The sequence below is a fragment of the Bacillus sp. JJ1127 genome (assembly GCF_036965845.1).
Taxonomy (GTDB): domain Bacteria; phylum Bacillota; class Bacilli; order Bacillales; family Bacillaceae_G; genus Bacillus_A.
Map to the genome: position 1 here is coordinate 1 of NZ_JBALQK010000078.1, position 15,463 is coordinate 15,463.

Consider the following 15,463-nt stretch of genomic DNA (forward strand, 5'->3'; position numbering starts at 1 on the left):
AAAAAATTATAGAGTGAAAGAAAAATTCACTTTTTAAACATCTTTAATAACCATCTATCTATCTATCAACGTAATAGATAGATAGATGGTTACTGTATTTCTAAGAGTGAAATTAAACAACTTTATTACCATTATTCCTTACAAACTTCAAGATAACTCTGTAACAAAAAAGCTGAGATGAATATGATTCATCTCAGCTTTTGCTTAACTTCTTTACATCTTCTTAATGAAATCCCCAATCTTCAGTTGAAAAACATAGTCAAAATTATGTTCTTGTCCAGTTAACTCTTCATTCACTAAAATTGTTGTCGCTCCTACTTCTCTTTTGGAAATTTGCGGGAACGATGCAACCGGCTGCACTTTTAACGAAGTTCCCATAACAAGCAATACATCCGTTTCATATATACGCTTAATTGCATTTTGATATTGCGGCAATGTGTCACCATATAAAACCACATCTGGATTCAAAATAAAATTACACTTTTCACATCGTGGTACTTCATAATCTATCATATATTGTAAATCATATTTCGCCTGGCATTTTGGACAATGTGCTGTTTGAAGTGTGCCATGTAAATCAATAACATGCTTACTACCACCTAATTGATGAAGACCATCAATATTTTGTGTGAGCACTGTAATATCTTTTCCTTGTTCTTCTAGTCCTGCTAAAAATTCATGTCCGCGATTCGGTTTATATTGATGAAATGTGTTAATTTGGAATATTTCTTTATAATGCTTCCAAAATTCTTTTGGGTTACGGTTATAGTATCCTCTTGATAAATACATTTCTACGTTTGCATCTGCATATAAACCATTTGCTGAGCGGAAATCAGGAATTCCGCTTTCCGTACTAGCACCAGCACCCGTTAACACTGTAATTTTATTTGCCTTTTCTATAACAGAACGAACTTCTTCGTATTGCTGCATAACTCTCACCTCTATGTATATTTCTTCCTTCATTATACCAGTTGTCCATAGAAGGTGTTCTATATTTGTTTAATGTGTGGCCCCGCCGCATTCTACAATATCTTTTTCTACCTCTAGTGCAACCTCAATTAATAATTCAATACCCTTTGTAATCGTAGAAAGTGACATGCTCGGTTGTCCGGAATGATTACTTGCTTGTTCTGGTAAAAAAGGAATATGTACAAAGCCACCGCGTGCCTCATTTTCACTTTTCACTAATACATGCATAAGTCCATAAAAAAGATGATTACAAACAAAAGTACCCGCAGTTTGCGAAACAGATGCTGGAATCCCTTCTGTACGAAGTTTCTTTACAATAGCTTTCAGTGGAAGAGTAGACCAATAAGCAACTGGCCCTTCTTCTATAACAGGTATATCAACGGGTTGATTTCCTTCATTATCAGCAATTCTTGCATCATCAATATTAATCGCTATACGCTCCACTGTAATATCGGCTCGCCCTCCAGCTTGTCCAATACAAATAATAATCGCTGGCTCAAATTCATCTATATATGACTGTAATATTTGTATGGATTTATGAAATACAGTTGGAACTTGTTTACTAACAATCTTATACTCTCCAAATTCTTTCTCGTTAAGCTGTTTTGCAACTTCCCAAGCTGGATTAATATCTTCTCCTCCAAAAGGCTCAAAACCAGTTAATAGTACCGTTTTCATTTTCACCACTCCCTGCTAGAATCGATATACAAGCCCATACATAATAAACATATTAATTACAAAGATTGTGATGGCAATCGGTGCTTGTGCTTTAATTACTGCATTTTTATCTTTTAATTCTAATAACATCGCCGGCACAATATTAAAGTTTGCTGCCATCGGTGTCAGCAATGTTCCGCAGTATCCTGCAAACATACCAAGCGCTGCCATAATCGCTGGATTCCCCCCATGCATTTGAACGATAAGAGGTAAACCAATCCCACCTGTAATAACCGCAAAGGCAGCAAAAGCATTCCCCATTACAATTGTAAACAACATCATGCCTAAGCAATATGCCATAACAGCAACAAATGGATATTCTGTCGGCAATACTTGTCCTACTAAATCAGAGACAACTTGACCAACACCAGACTTTGCAAAAATCCCCCCAAGTGCTGCTAACATTTGTGGTAAAATAACTGCCCAGCCAACAGCTTGCAACAATCTACTACCTTCTTGTACAGGTGCTGTTATCTTCGCCTTTGTAATACCCATTGCTGCAACAAACGCGAGCAATGCTCCAAGTGCTAAAGCAATTAATGTAACTTTCTCAGGATCAACAAGAGATACGTTTCCAAACTTGATTTTTCCTAATGTTAATGTACCGATAATTGTAAAAATAGGTATTAAAATAGCTGGCATAAAAATTTTATTTCCTAGTTCTTCTGCATGTTTCACACGTTCCTCGGCAGGTGCTTCTTTCTCATTAGATTTTGTCACCTTATTTAAAGATGCTAAAACAACCATCGCTAACACTATACAGCCGATATAAAATGATGGAATGATCTTTCCAAATAAAAATGTAATAGAAAATAATGCCCAAAACAAACTGGAACCAAGTCGATTTGGATGCTGACGATCAAAAACAACACGAATTGCAACAAAAGCAACAATGATACCTAGTATATAATAAATTGTATCCAGTGTAATAAGCTTCATCCTATATCGCCTCCTTATCTTGACGCTCTTCCTTTTTCATAACCGCTGCAATATGTTTATCAAGCTGTTTAAATCGAATCCAACTTACAATACAAGTTGAGAGTGCGGTCGGGATTCCCCAAAGCGCCATATCCCATACACCAACATGCATTCCTACAGAATCAAAGAATCCTTTCATTAATAAAATTGCTCCTGTTGCAATGAAAATATCTTCTCCAAAAAACCATGCCGTATTTTCGGCTGCCGCAGCATTCGCTTTAATCTTTTCTTTCAATTTTTCAGGAAGTTTTCCATAACGGCCTTGCGCGGCTCCTTCTGCCATTGGTGCAACAAGAGGTCTTACTGTTTGTGCATGTCCACCAATATTAAGTCCTATTGCCGCTGAAGCCTCGCGAATTGTAAAATATGACATCAGTACTTTTCCAGTTGTAGCACCTTTAGATTTTGTTATTAAAGCTTCTGCTCTTTCCTTCAATCCATATCGTTCTAATATTCCTATTACAGGAAGAGTCAATAAAATTGGCATAGACATATATCGATTTTCTACGAAAAACTTTCCAAACATGCTAATGACATCATAAAAACTCATCCCCGAAACCATACCAGTAACAACTCCTGCCACCATGACAACTAACAGTGTATTCAGGCGAAATAAAAAACCAACAGCTACAAGCAATATCCCAATTAATTTCAACATTTATGTATGACCCCCTTATTCTATTTTGGTGCACAAATGGAAACACCTTTTAATCGAAATGTTCTGTATATTCTTTCTGCAAATTGAACTGCTTTCTCCCCATCACCGTGTAGACAAATTGTTTTTGCATGTATAGCTACAACGTTGCCATCAACTGCTTGTACATGTCCTTCTTGTACCATTTGCAGCACCTGCTCAATTGCCCGATCTTCATTTTTGATAAGCGCATTTTCTTCTGTACGACTCGTTAATGTTCCATCCGATTGATATGTACGATCAGCAAATGCTTCCTGCACGAGATTTAGTTCATATTTTTCAGCAGCTTGTATAAATGCACTATTTGCTAATCCATACAAAAACAGCTCTGGATTCATATGATAAATTGCTTTTGCAATTGCATCCGCAATCTTTGGATCAGTGGCTGCCATATTATATAGTGCACCATGCGGTTTTACATGGTGCATCCTTCCTCCTGCCGCCCTTACAAATCCATCTAATGCTCCTATTTGATATAAAACATAATCATATACTTCATCTGGTGAAACATGCATCGCTCTTCTCCCAAATCCAACTAAATCTGGAAAGCCAGGATGTGCACCTATTGCTACATTATTTCTCAATGCTTTTTCAACGGTTTGACGCATAACAGTTGGATCACCAGCGTGAAAACCGCATGCAATATTTACAGATGAAACAAACGGAAGAATTGCATCATCATTTCCTATTTTATATGCACCAAATCCTTCTCCTAAATCACAATTCAAATCAACGGTAACCATGTTTCATTTCTCCTCCTACTCTATCCTTGTAAGGCAATGAATCTCTTTAATAGACTTAAATCTTGTTCTTGCTCTATATAAAGCTTCTCTGCTTCTGCTATAGAAATTTTTGCAAACGAGACATAGTCTCCTGGCTTTAATTGTGCAAGAATTGGTAAATCCACCGATATTACATTGCCAATTCGCGGATATCCACCTGTTGTTTGTCGATCAGCCATTAAAATAATAGGATGACCACCAGATGGCACTTGAATTGTTCCGAATGTAACTGCACTGGATAAAACCTCAGATTCTTCTATTCTCTTCAGATTCTCGCCTTCTAGCCTATATCCCATACGATCAGCATAATTAGATACTTTATACTCTTTTGTAAAAAAGGATTCTAAACTTTCCTTCTTAAATTGGTTCCATTCAAAATCTGTGATGACTCGGATAACTGGATGAAGACTATACTTTGGTAAAACGTGATCACATATTCCCCACCTCGTTTTTATCCTTTCTTCACCTAGCAATTTCTTTATCATACAAGTAGCAAATTGGGATGGTGTACCAATTTGAAAACGGTCTCCCTTTTTAAGTGCTCTTCCTTCTATACCACCTATAGCAGCACGCACATATGTACTTTTACTACCCATACTACTTGCAACATCGATTCCACCTGCAAATGCTACATATGTCCTGCACCCAAGCTGCGCTTTTCCAAAGCAAAGCATACTACCTTCTTTTGCTATAATTGGTCGCCATAATGGAATTGCCTCTCCATTTAACAAAGGTTCCATATTCGCACCACCAATTGCTAACAATGTTGTTTTTTTAATTAGAATTTTCGGCCCCATAACCGTAATCTCTAATCCAGCTTCATCCTCTTCATTTCCAACTAACATATTTATGATCCTTAATGCTGTCTGATCCATAGCTCCGCCAACAGGTACACCATATTGTTGATACTGGTATCTCCCTAAATCTTGAACTGTTGTAAACATTCCAGCATGTAAAACCTCAGCATTCATTTCTTATCCCCCTCTAAGATTACATATTCTTCCTCTGTTATTGGGATAAAACGCAAATACATGCCGCTTTGTACATATGTAGGAGGATCTTCACTTGGCCTGAATAAAGAAACTGGCGTTCGGCCGATAATATTCCAGCCACCTGGTGTTTCCAGTGGATATATTCCTGTTTGACTTCCACCAATTCCTACTGAACCAGACACTATTTGTAAACGCGGTGTTTGTTTTCTCGGGGTTTCTAACTCTTTCGGCATACCGCCTAAATAGGGAAAACCAGGCGTAAATCCTAACATATAAACAAAATAAGTCGCTTCACTATGAATACGAATTACGTCTTCTACCTGCAATTCGTGATATGCTGCAACTTCTTCTAAATCGGGTCCATACTGCCCTCCGTAACAAACCGGAATAGAAATGTGATTACGCTTCTTTTTCGCAGCGTTTTTGTTGTGATAAAATAAACCACTAATGTATTCACATACATAATCATAAGGTGCTATATTTCTTCCATTTTGCTTCCATAATGCGTACAAATCATAATAAACTGTTAAAGAAGCAAAAGATGGCACACATTCAATCATTCCTACAAACGGACTCTGTTTTAATGATTGAAATAACGCTTGTACTTTCTCATATATATCCATATGAATACTTTCCCCAAATGTAACGACTACTGCTTGATCTCCTAAAGCTGAAAATTTCATCGTTCCCCTTCTTTCTCTTCCCTCCAGCCAAGCTCTTTTGAAATTTGGTACGCTGTTTCTTTTATTTCTGTAATAAACTTTGGAATAGTTGATTCATTATACTCTATCGCTAATCCTGAAATACTAATTCCAGCTATTACTCTTCCATCACTTGCAAAAACAGGCACTGCAATCGCAGCAGTATGATTTTCAAGTTCAGAATAACTAATTGTATAGCCTTGTTTTTTCGCCGTTTGTAACAGATTCAATAATTGTTCTTGATTCAATATTGTTCCATCTGCAAATCTTTCTAATTTCGTTTCCTCAATATATTTCCTTTGATCTTCTTCTGAAAAATAGGAAAGTAAAATGCGCGGACATGCTCCAGCATATAAAGGAGCTCTCTTTCCAATCTCTGTATATACTCGAACCGGTTGATCCCCATCCATTTTTTCAATATAAATAGCATCATTACCGTCTTGAATAATTAAATTCACAGCTTGACCAAGAGTATCTCTAAGCTGTTTCATATAAGGCTTTGCAATGTTTCGTACTGATAATCGTTGCGACACCAGTTGGCCAAACCGTAAAAATATGAAACCGAGTTGATAACTTCCTCTTATTGTTTTTTGTAAAAAGCCCATTTCTTCAAGCGAACCAATTAAGCGATACACAGATGTCTTTGGCATTCCTGTAAGCTGAACCATCTCTGTTAACGTCAACTCTTCATGTTCATAAAACAGTTCTAAAATATCCATCGTTTTTACTGCTGTTTTATTTATACTCATCTTAACTCCCCTAAATTCCGAAATACGGAACATGAATTCCGTTTTTTGAAACATATGTATAATTTAAAATTATAAAATATTCTTTTTATTTAAACAATATTTTTTCAATAAAAAAAAGCATTGAAAAAATATCAATGCTTTTAACTCTTCAGTTACTGCAACGTTCTTACATGTTCTAGTGGCCAAAATACAGCTTCACCTTTTCCGACAATTTGATCCTCAGAAATAAAACCAAACATGCGGCTATCTTTTGAAACTTGGCGATTATCTCCTAATACAAACACTTGACCTTCAGGTACTTTTGTTTTCCCCGTTTTTTGTTCTAATGTAAAATCAGGAGTTAAATTCCCTGATGATATTTTCGCCTTATAATCAGCTAAATACGGCTCATCAACAGCTTTTCCATTTACATATAAAACATCATTTTTATACTCAATTGTATCGCCCGGTAAACCAATTACTCGCTTTACTAAGTCATATCCTTCTTTTCCATGAAAAATGATAATATCAAAACGATCCAATCCTTGTATATTGTAACCAATTTTATTGACAATAACGCGCTCATTATTTTCTAAAGTAGGCATCATGGATTCACCTTGTACGAGTGAAGGAGTAAATAAAACACCTCGAACTACAAAAGCGATTGCAAATGTAATACCTAGTGTCTTAACCCATGAAATGATTTCTTTTTTCTTGCTTTTCTCCATCTTTTTCCCTCTTCCCTAGCACTATGATTATTTTGTTAATTTCACTAGAACTTGTACAGATTTTTGATCAATTTCAGCAAAACAAGATTTTTCTTCTCGAACAGCAGTACCAACGTGCGCTTGTGTAATCCCTGTTTCATTCAGCAATTGTTGTATATTCTCTTTTGTCACACCACTGCCGACAATTAACTCAATATTCCCTTGACTCTCTCTTTTCATTTCAGACAACACAGAAATATTCTCTACTATATCTCCATGACCACCAGAAGTTAAAATATGAGTTACCTTATCAAAATTCCGAAGTATCTTTACCGCTCCTACTAAATCATCTACCTCATCTATAGCGCGGTGAAATGTCACATTGACTCCATTTACAACAGATAATAGATCTGCTAATTTCCCTTCATCAATTTGATTCTGTTCATTTAAAACACCTAACACAACGCCTGCTGCGCCAAGTTCCTGTGCAATTTGTATATCTTCTTTCATCATTTCAATTTCTTCTTTCATATATATAAACGACTTAGCGTGTGGACGAATCATAACATGGACCGGTATGTTTACTGCCTTCACTGCTTCTTTTATAAAAGCATAACTTGGCGTTAATCCACCTTCTGTATATGCTGAAATAAGCTCAATTCGATTTCCACCAGCTTTTTCAATTCGCCGCACATCTTCTAAGCATGTTGCAATTACTTCTAGCATGAAACTACCTCTTTTCGTACTTTCCCTCATTATACAGTAGCACAAACCAGAAGCCTAGCTTTCTCATATAAAACATAAAAAAGAAGATAGAAAAGAAAGATTTTAAAATCCCTGTAAAATCCCAAAACCAAAAATCTTTTCATCATTATAAACAAATTTCAAAGATAAATATATATAAAATGAGAACATGCATATTAGAATCTATATAAATACAAGTTAAAAACCGACCTAAAAAACTAAGTAGTTCAGTTTTTGTGGAGAAAATCACAAATAACATCACAAATAGAGTGCTAAATCCCAATGGATTCAGCACTCTATTTTTTATTGCTATATCTGTGTTTATGTGCTTTTTGGACTTAAATTGACACCAGAAATCGCACTGTAATTAGCAGAGTGACAATGGTTATTGTCACTCTGCTAATTGTTATGCTAAAAGATTTGCTATTTTATATGCTACTTTTCGTAAGTTATAAGGCAATTCAAAATTTAAAAAGAAGTATGTTATAATGGATATAAAATTTTGTGAAAGAATGTTCTTAAACTAACGGTGAAGGTTAATTTAAGAACTCTATTATCTTTATACTTTGTATAATTAGATAGAGGCTATAAATGGGAGGGAATTTATGACTACAAATAAGGACTACATTCGTTATATTCGGGGAAAAGTGGGGCACGATTTAATATTTCTTAATTTTGCTGGAGGTATTGTTTATAACGAACGAAATGAAATTCTTTTACAAAAACGGGGAGATAGAAATGAGTGGGGTTTTCCAGGTGGTGCTATGGAACTTGGAGAATCTCTTAAAGAAACCGCTAAACGAGAAATACTTGAGGAGACAGGATTAAATGTTGAGGTTGAACATCTTATTGGTGTCTACTCTAAATATTCTGGTGAGTTTCCGAACGGAGATAAAGCTCAGACTATCACTCATTTTTTTCAATGCAAGCCAATTGATGGGGAACTTAACGCAGATGGTATTGAGACTTTAGATTTAAAATACTTCCCAATAGACCAAATACCGAAATTATTCACAAAACAACACGAAGATGCCTTAGAAGATTGGCTTTCCAAAAGAAAAGGTGTATTTAAATAAAAACAACTACAAAATAATTATCCATAATCTTTAACTAACGGGTGCGTTTGGTGAAGATTACAATATGTAGAAGTGCTAAAGACCGACTTAATTAAGTCGGTCTTCTTTCTTGCAGATTTCACTGTTATTTAGTGTGCGATTATCATTGCTAATTGTTTTGTTTTTCTAATTGATTTTTCGTATTTTCTCCACGTTATCTGAACTACTTATTAAAAAAAACTGTCTTTTTAGATCGACGAGGGCCTTTTCCTGCCACATGCTAAGGTAAAAAAAGGGAGAAAACGAATACAGGTCATGTTTTATTCTGTATCACAGTGACTTATATGTTGAAAGGTTGAAATGTATATAATATGTGCATTCTTTCATTAACCCGCTATAGAACTCCTCCCATTAACTTAATAAATTTTTTTCCATTTGCTACAACAAATTATGGATTTTCATGTATACCGTTTTTACACACTTATCTTTTATCAATTTTTGCAGCAATCCGATTTCCAATAAATTGGACAGACTGAACGAGAATAACAAGCATAAGGACTGTAACAACCATAACATCAGTTTGGAAACGATAATATCCAAAACGAATTGCTAAATCACCAATACCTCCGCCACCGACAACACCTGCCATAGCAGAGTAGGAAATAAAACTTACTGTTAAAACGGTTAAACTTAATACAAGACCCGAACGCGCTTCAACGAGTAACACTTTCCGTACAATTTGAAGCGGCGTCGCTCCCATTGCTTCCGCAGCTTCAATTACTCCTTTTGGCACTTCACGTAATGCCTGTTCTACAAGTCTTGCAAAATAAGGAATTGCTGCTACTGATAAAGGGATCGTTGCAGCAATCGGACCAATTGTTGTTCCTAATATCGCCCGTGTAAGAGGCACAAGAGCCACTAGTAATATAATAAATGGGAACGAGCGAATAATATTTACAATCCCGTTTAAAACGCGATGAACCATGTTCTGTTCCAGAATCTGTCCTTTACTTGTAAAATATAAAATAACACCTAAAGGAACGCCTAAAATAATTGCTGCTCCAACAGAAAGTCCAACCATTAACAATGTTTGCAAAAGTGATGTCCAAATCTCCGGAAGCAATGGAATAATGTTATTGAACATGTGCGATGCCTCCTTCTTGCTCTACACCTAATAAGAGTTTCGCAATTTCTGATGTTGGTTTTAATTGTTGATCATATAAATCAAATGATTCAACAACTTCTCCCTCTTCCATTATTGCGACTTTATTACAAATTTGTTTAATGACATTCATTTCATGCGTTACGATTACGATTGTAACGCCTAATTCTCTATTGATCTTTTGTAAAAATTGCAAAATAGAACGTGTCGTTTTCGGATCGAGCGCCGATGTTGGTTCATCACAAAGTAAGACTTTTGGATTATTTGCCAATGCACGAGCAATTGCTACCCGTTGCTTTTGTCCGCCACTTAGTTGTGCGGGGAAATGATGCGCTTTATCACTTAAACCAACAATCTCTAAGCATTCTCCTACACGATTTTCTCTTTCTTCTTTCGGAACTGATTTTAACTCTAATGGTAAAGCGACATTATCTGATACGTTTTTATTATGAAGAAGATGAAAATGCTGAAAAATCATACCGATTGATTGTCTTGCCGTTCGTAAATTTTTCTTAGATAACTTTGTTAAATCTTCGCCGTTCACAATGACTGCACCCGAATCTGGCTTTTCCAACAAATTCATCGTACGTAATAATGTAGACTTTCCGGCACCACTTAATCCCGCAATCCCATATATATCATATTCTTCAATTTGCAAAGAGACTGATTTTACACCGTGAAATAAACCTTCTTTCGTTTGAAAGGTTTTATTTATATCACGTAACGTGATCATTTCACTCACTCCTTTTCACTTGATTTAAAAGCATCGTCTGCTATTAATGAGAGCGTTACATCATCCATCGGAGGGTTGTGCAAACCAGCTCGAACATTCAAATAATAGCGGTGTAATGGATTCGTTTCAGATAGGCTTTTTGCCCCTACAATTCGCATTGCTTTATCAACAACCGATATTGCTGCATTTGTCGCAATATATTTTGCTGCTGCTAATTCCGCTTGTAATGATTGTTTATCTTCTATCTCATCATATTTTTTTGCGACTTGATATAAAAATGTACGAGCTTGCAAGAGTTCTAACTCTAACTCTCCTACTAATCTTCTAACATTAGGGAGTAAGCTAATTGGATGGCTTAAACTATTCGGTTGATACGATTTTGCAAAATCAATTGCATAATTTCTTGCGGCCTGTGCAATTCCTAAGTAGCATGCTGGTATATGAAGTAACCATCCAATTCCTTTTGGTTTCGTCTTTGAACCCTTTATATCGGTAAAGTACTTATTAGCAATCTCCACATTCTGTAATACAAGATCATGACTAGCCGTTCCGCGCATTGCAACACTATCCCATGTTTCTTCAATAAAAACACCTTTTTCATGTCTTGGAATTACAAATTCCCCAATTTCTTCTCGTCCTTCCACGCTGGCTGATATGATGAAATAATCAAGTACAGGAGCCATCGTTGTAAAAGTTTTTCTTCCGTTTATTATCCACTTATCACCTTTTTGTACCGCTAACGTTTCTGGTTTTCCTCCACGCGTAGGACTCCCTGTATTTCGCTCTGTTGCAGCTCGGTTAAAAAGAGCACCTTTTTTTACCTCTTCACAAAACCAAGAAAACATGTCAGGTTTCCACGAGCGATTTTCAGCAAGTTCCTTCACAATTCCAAGATGCCATCCAATTGATAAAGCTGTCGCGCCATCTCCTTCTGCAATTTTTTCTTGAAATAAAACAAAATCATATAAAGAAATAGCCTCGCCTCCAACATCTTTTGGGAGTGTTAGTTTTGTATAGCCAATATTCTGTAAATCTTTAATATTTTCAAAGGGAAAAGAACCAAGCTCACTTAGCTGATATTCTCTTCCTGCAAACTGTGGAATTAATCCCTTTAGCTTCTCTAACACAAGAAGTTGTTCTTCTGTTTCTACAAATGAGATTGCCATATTGAGGCCTCCTTTTACTTTAAGTAATCAGGTAACACAAAACCTTCAAACTGTTCTTCAGATTGAATCATTTTTTTAAATTCTGGTGAATGATATGCCTCAATTAAATCTTTAACAAATGGTTTCTCTTTATCTTCATCGCGAACTGTAACAATGATTCGGTGTTGTGATGGTGTTTTTTCTAATTCAAGTGCTTCTTTTAATTTATGTCCAGATGAAATAACAAGATTTCCGTTAATAATACCGTAATCTAGATCCTTCATAGCTCGTGGAATTTGCGGCGATTCAAGTGGAACAAGTTTGAAATTTTTCTTTTTATACGTCACGTCTTTTTCAGAAATCGTTAAAATATTTATATGGTCCTTTAACTTCACCCAACTAATTCCTTCTAGAATACGTAATGCACGCTCTAAATTAACTGGATCATTTGGCACCCCTATTTTCATGCCATCTTCCAAATCATCTAGTGATTTATGTTTTTCAGAATATACACCTTGAGGTGCTGAAGGAACTTGTATTACCCCTGTAATTTTCGCATTATTTTCTTTTGCGTAAGATTCCATAAAAGCGGTGCTTTGAAATATATTTGCATCAATATCTTTACTTGTTAACGCTGGATTTGTTTCGTTTGGTGAATTAAACTCAACAATTTTAACTTTATACCCCTTTTTCTCTAAGTACGGCTGTACTGCTTTTTTCACTTGATCACTATACGGACCAGGTGTAAACCCTAAGCGAATTTCTTTTCGGTCTCCCGCTGATGTTTGTGCGCAACCAGTAATAACAAACAAACTACATACAATACTTACAAGTGCAAAAAATAAACGCTTCATCCCTTTTCCCCTCCTAATAAAAAACAACCTTACATATAAGAAGGTTGTCATTTTTTCCCCTCTTATCTACTCGGAATTAGCACCTTGTCATTCTTTTTCAGGTTGCTGAAGTTTCATTGGGCCGTTCCCTCCACTTCTCTCGATAAGATTATATTGGATTGTTGTCCCTATTGTGTCACTATTCCGATGAAAATACAAGGTTTTTTTACGTTTTTTTCTATAATATGTAAAAGAAAGGTTCATCACCAAAAGACGGGGGTGACATATAGATAGATGTACACTCCACTCCGAGTGGACGCTTTCCGCGGGCGAGAGCGAGCCTCCTCGGCAAGCCTGCGGGGTCTCACTTTCCTCGCTATTCCCGCTGGAGTCGCCACTCTCCGTTCCATGTATGAAAAATGATTCTTTTTCAAAAAATCCCCCCCCTGTTACGGTGATGAACCAAAAAAAAGAAAACCTCAATTTCGCCCGTCTATTTAAACGACTTTATTTTAAATTAAACAGCTTTATTATTGCTGCACAATTAGAATAGTGAAAAGCCGATTTTCCTTAGCGTATAGGAAATCGTTTTTTTCTTGTCGAAATTTACTTAGCGTACGGTGATCATGTATTTTTAAGAATAACGGAAGAATATATAGAAAATGCTACATAAATAGGAAGTTTGATCAACTAAGGGGGGACAACCTTGTTCAATCATATAGTAAAAGCTGTACCCAATTTATTTACGATCGGAAATTTATTGTGCGGTGTTTTTTCAATTACCTTAAATATAAGTGGCTTTTTAGAAGCATCCTCCATTTTTATTTTCTTTTCGGCTGTTTTAGACCTTTTTGATGGAAGGATTGCGAGAAAATTAAAAGTGAACAGTGAGTTTGGCGTAGAATTGGATTCCTTAGCTGATATTGTTAGTTTCGGAGTTGCTCCTGCACTTCTATTTCATTCGATAGCAACACCATCTTTTTTAACTACTTTGGCATTCATCCTTTTCCCAACGATGGGTGCTTTAAGATTAGCTAAATTTAGTGTTAAACCAACCATTGGATATTTTATGGGATTACCTATTCCAGCTGCTGGATTACCATTGGCTGGTATGGGGTTGTTTTCATACAGCAATGCATGGATTACTTTAATCCTCGCTCTCTTAATGGTAAGTCCAATTAGGTTTAAAAAACTTTAATTTGGATCCCATCGACATGATGTAATGGCGTATTACTTTGAAGAAATGGACTGGCATGATGTCGATTATCATACAGTGCTTTCCCGATTCTCGCTGGATCTAATGTAGAAGGAGACACTGTTAAATCGACCATGCCACGCACCATTTTATTTGGAATCTGTCCTTGTAGTCCTTTTTTAAAGCTATCCTTCATAAATTTCTTACCTATTTTACTTTCACCTAGAATTATTCCAATCCTGTAAAATGTTTAAAGAAAAAATAAAGACTATGTATATGTGAAATGAAGAATCCGACCTGGTACTTTATCCAGGTCGGATTTAAATATATATTTCTATTCTGATTGTTTTTGGATACCTACATTTTGTGTTCTTAGTTCTTTCTCATTAGAAAGCTTCCATAAACCATAAATACTGAACATAACTACTACTGTTGCTGCTATGACAGTAAATAATTTCCATTTATTTTTCTTCATAAGTTTCTCCTTAAAATAAAACAAGGAGAAATTCCTTCCCCCTGTTTAAAAATTACTTGTTATAAGATTCATATTGGATTGTCATATACCCTTGTTTTTCAAAAATATGATTACCATATCCTTCAACGCCCCAGCCGCTATCTCCAGCTTTAGCAGTTGCTCCAGCATAAGAAGCATTATATTGATTGTCTGTTGATTATTTAACTAGAGCGCCATCTTTGTATGCGCTTGCTTTTGCATAAATCCTTTTAATAGGTGTAGCTTTTCCACCTGACATGTAAGATTCTGAAGTTGTTTCTACAGTGCCTTTATTATGTCTAGTTTGGTACCTGTAATAAGGATAAGAACTTGCATATTGTACGCCTGCAGAATCAATTCTTTGAGGTACTACCGTTCAATTATTAGGGTTTCCAATCTCTTCCGCTGATGCTGAACTAGCAAAAATACTTGTACCTAAAATGCAAGCTGCGCTTAAAAGACCTAATTTTCTTTTCATAGAATAACAACCTCCTAAAGAAATAATTTTCATATGGTTTTACATTCCAATTTTTACATTTAAAACAATTACCAAAAAGTTAACATATATTGGGTAGTGAATAACTGAAAAGTACATATATTTCACATTATTTTCACATTTGGAAAACATAGAGTATATTTAATTGGGCTTATTTTTAAAAAGAATTCAACATTTTGATGTCTATCATTTTCTTCATCATTGATTTGTTCATTCGGTAAGAAAATTTGAATAAAGGTAGGGGAAGGTGAATGAACGTTTATTTAAAAATACCTATCTAACAAGCCATTATAACGAAAATAAAGTTTTTGTATTTCTACATCAAAAGTTAAACAATTT

18 protein-coding genes and 1 riboswitch are annotated in these 15,463 nt (G+C 35.6%); of the genes, 2 read left to right on the forward strand and 16 right to left on the reverse strand.

Annotated features, from left to right (window positions below):
- Positions 1 to 213 precede the first annotated feature (213 nt).
- The 10 genes from V7183_RS09410 to V7183_RS09455 all read right to left on the reverse strand — a co-directional run bounded on the left by V7183_RS09410 (position 214) and on the right by V7183_RS09455 (position 7,994).
- Positions 214 to 930 (reverse strand): NAD-dependent protein deacylase, encoded by a 717-nt coding sequence (locus V7183_RS09410; protein ID WP_335359308.1) that lies wholly within the window; start codon positions 928 to 930, stop codon positions 214 to 216.
- A gap of 69 nt (positions 931 to 999) precedes the next feature.
- Positions 1,000 to 1,647 (reverse strand): pyroglutamyl-peptidase I, encoded by a 648-nt coding sequence (gene pcp / locus V7183_RS09415; protein WP_335359309.1) that lies wholly within the window; start codon positions 1,645 to 1,647, stop codon positions 1,000 to 1,002.
- 15 nt (positions 1,648 to 1,662) lie between these two features.
- Positions 1,663 to 2,625 carry a DUF979 domain-containing protein gene (locus V7183_RS09420; protein WP_335359310.1) on the reverse strand — a complete coding sequence of 321 codons (963 nt, stop codon included), beginning with the start codon at positions 2,623 to 2,625 and terminating at the stop codon, positions 1,663 to 1,665.
- Position 2,626: 1 nt separating this feature from the next.
- Positions 2,627 to 3,322 (reverse strand): DUF969 domain-containing protein, encoded by a 696-nt coding sequence (locus tag V7183_RS09425; RefSeq protein ID WP_335359311.1) that lies wholly within the window; start codon positions 3,320 to 3,322, stop codon positions 2,627 to 2,629.
- A gap of 20 nt (positions 3,323 to 3,342) precedes the next feature.
- Positions 3,343 to 4,101 carry a 5-oxoprolinase subunit PxpA gene (gene pxpA / locus V7183_RS09430; protein ID WP_335359312.1) on the reverse strand — a complete coding sequence of 253 codons (759 nt, stop codon included), beginning with the start codon at positions 4,099 to 4,101 and terminating at the stop codon, positions 3,343 to 3,345.
- A gap of 20 nt (positions 4,102 to 4,121) precedes the next feature.
- Entirely contained in the window at positions 4,122 to 5,111 is a 990-nt protein-coding gene (locus V7183_RS09435; RefSeq protein ID WP_097899166.1) for a biotin-dependent carboxyltransferase family protein, read from the reverse strand.
- Positions 5,108 to 5,815: a 5-oxoprolinase subunit PxpB gene (gene pxpB, locus V7183_RS09440; RefSeq protein WP_097899167.1), complete on the reverse strand. Its 708-nt coding sequence runs from the start codon at positions 5,813 to 5,815 to the stop codon at positions 5,108 to 5,110. The genes V7183_RS09435 and pxpB overlap by 4 nt, the downstream gene beginning before the upstream one ends.
- Positions 5,812 to 6,582: an IclR family transcriptional regulator gene (locus V7183_RS09445; protein WP_097899168.1), complete on the reverse strand. Its 771-nt coding sequence runs from the start codon at positions 6,580 to 6,582 to the stop codon at positions 5,812 to 5,814. The genes pxpB and V7183_RS09445 overlap by 4 nt, the downstream gene beginning before the upstream one ends.
- 152 nt (positions 6,583 to 6,734) lie before the next feature.
- Entirely contained in the window at positions 6,735 to 7,289 is a 555-nt protein-coding gene (gene lepB, locus V7183_RS09450) for a signal peptidase I (protein ID WP_335359313.1), read from the reverse strand.
- Positions 7,290 to 7,316: 27 nt separating this feature from the next.
- On the reverse strand, positions 7,317 to 7,994 hold the full coding sequence (locus tag V7183_RS09455) for a copper homeostasis protein CutC (RefSeq protein ID WP_097899170.1): 678 nt from the start codon (positions 7,992 to 7,994) through the stop codon (positions 7,317 to 7,319).
- A 623-nt stretch (positions 7,995 to 8,617) separates the two neighbouring features.
- Here V7183_RS09455 and V7183_RS09460 point away from each other — a divergent pair.
- Positions 8,618 to 9,088 carry an NUDIX hydrolase gene (locus V7183_RS09460; protein WP_335359314.1) on the forward strand — a complete coding sequence of 157 codons (471 nt, stop codon included), beginning with the start codon at positions 8,618 to 8,620 and terminating at the stop codon, positions 9,086 to 9,088.
- Between the two features lie 460 nt (positions 9,089 to 9,548).
- Here the strand turns inward: V7183_RS09460 and V7183_RS09465 are convergent, their stop codons facing one another.
- The 4 genes from V7183_RS09465 to V7183_RS09480 are packed head-to-tail and all read right to left on the reverse strand — an operon-like array spanning position 9,549 to position 12,961.
- Positions 9,549 to 10,211 carry a methionine ABC transporter permease gene (locus V7183_RS09465; RefSeq protein WP_097899171.1) on the reverse strand — a complete coding sequence of 221 codons (663 nt, stop codon included), beginning with the start codon at positions 10,209 to 10,211 and terminating at the stop codon, positions 9,549 to 9,551.
- The gene (locus V7183_RS09470) at positions 10,201 to 10,962 is read right to left on the reverse strand and encodes a methionine ABC transporter ATP-binding protein (RefSeq protein ID WP_335359315.1); all 762 of its coding nucleotides are present in this window, start codon (positions 10,960 to 10,962) and stop codon (positions 10,201 to 10,203) included. The genes V7183_RS09465 and V7183_RS09470 overlap by 11 nt, the downstream gene beginning before the upstream one ends.
- 5 nt (positions 10,963 to 10,967) lie before the next feature.
- Entirely contained in the window at positions 10,968 to 12,128 is a 1,161-nt protein-coding gene (locus tag V7183_RS09475) for an acyl-CoA dehydrogenase family protein (protein WP_097899173.1), read from the reverse strand.
- A 14-nt stretch (positions 12,129 to 12,142) separates the two neighbouring features.
- Complete coding sequence (locus tag V7183_RS09480; protein WP_097899174.1) at positions 12,143 to 12,961, reverse strand: MetQ/NlpA family ABC transporter substrate-binding protein; 819 nt, start codon at positions 12,959 to 12,961, stop codon at positions 12,143 to 12,145.
- A gap of 59 nt (positions 12,962 to 13,020) precedes the next feature.
- Positions 13,021 to 13,110: riboswitch (SAM riboswitch) on the reverse strand.
- Between the two features lie 536 nt (positions 13,111 to 13,646).
- Here V7183_RS09480 and pssA point away from each other — a divergent pair.
- Positions 13,647 to 14,138 (forward strand): CDP-diacylglycerol--serine O-phosphatidyltransferase, encoded by a 492-nt coding sequence (gene pssA / locus V7183_RS09485; protein WP_097899175.1) that lies wholly within the window; start codon positions 13,647 to 13,649, stop codon positions 14,136 to 14,138.
- On the opposite strand, the gene V7183_RS09490 is transcribed toward pssA, so the two are convergent.
- Both V7183_RS09490 and V7183_RS09495 read right to left on the reverse strand, forming a co-directional pair.
- Entirely contained in the window at positions 14,125 to 14,331 is a 207-nt protein-coding gene (locus tag V7183_RS09490; RefSeq protein WP_335359316.1) for a hypothetical protein, read from the reverse strand. The two genes, pssA and V7183_RS09490, sit on opposite strands and share 14 nt — an antisense overlap.
- A 138-nt stretch (positions 14,332 to 14,469) precedes the next feature.
- On the reverse strand, positions 14,470 to 14,610 hold the full coding sequence (locus V7183_RS09495; RefSeq protein ID WP_335359317.1) for a hypothetical protein: 141 nt from the start codon (positions 14,608 to 14,610) through the stop codon (positions 14,470 to 14,472).
- Positions 14,611 to 15,463 lie beyond the last annotated feature (853 nt).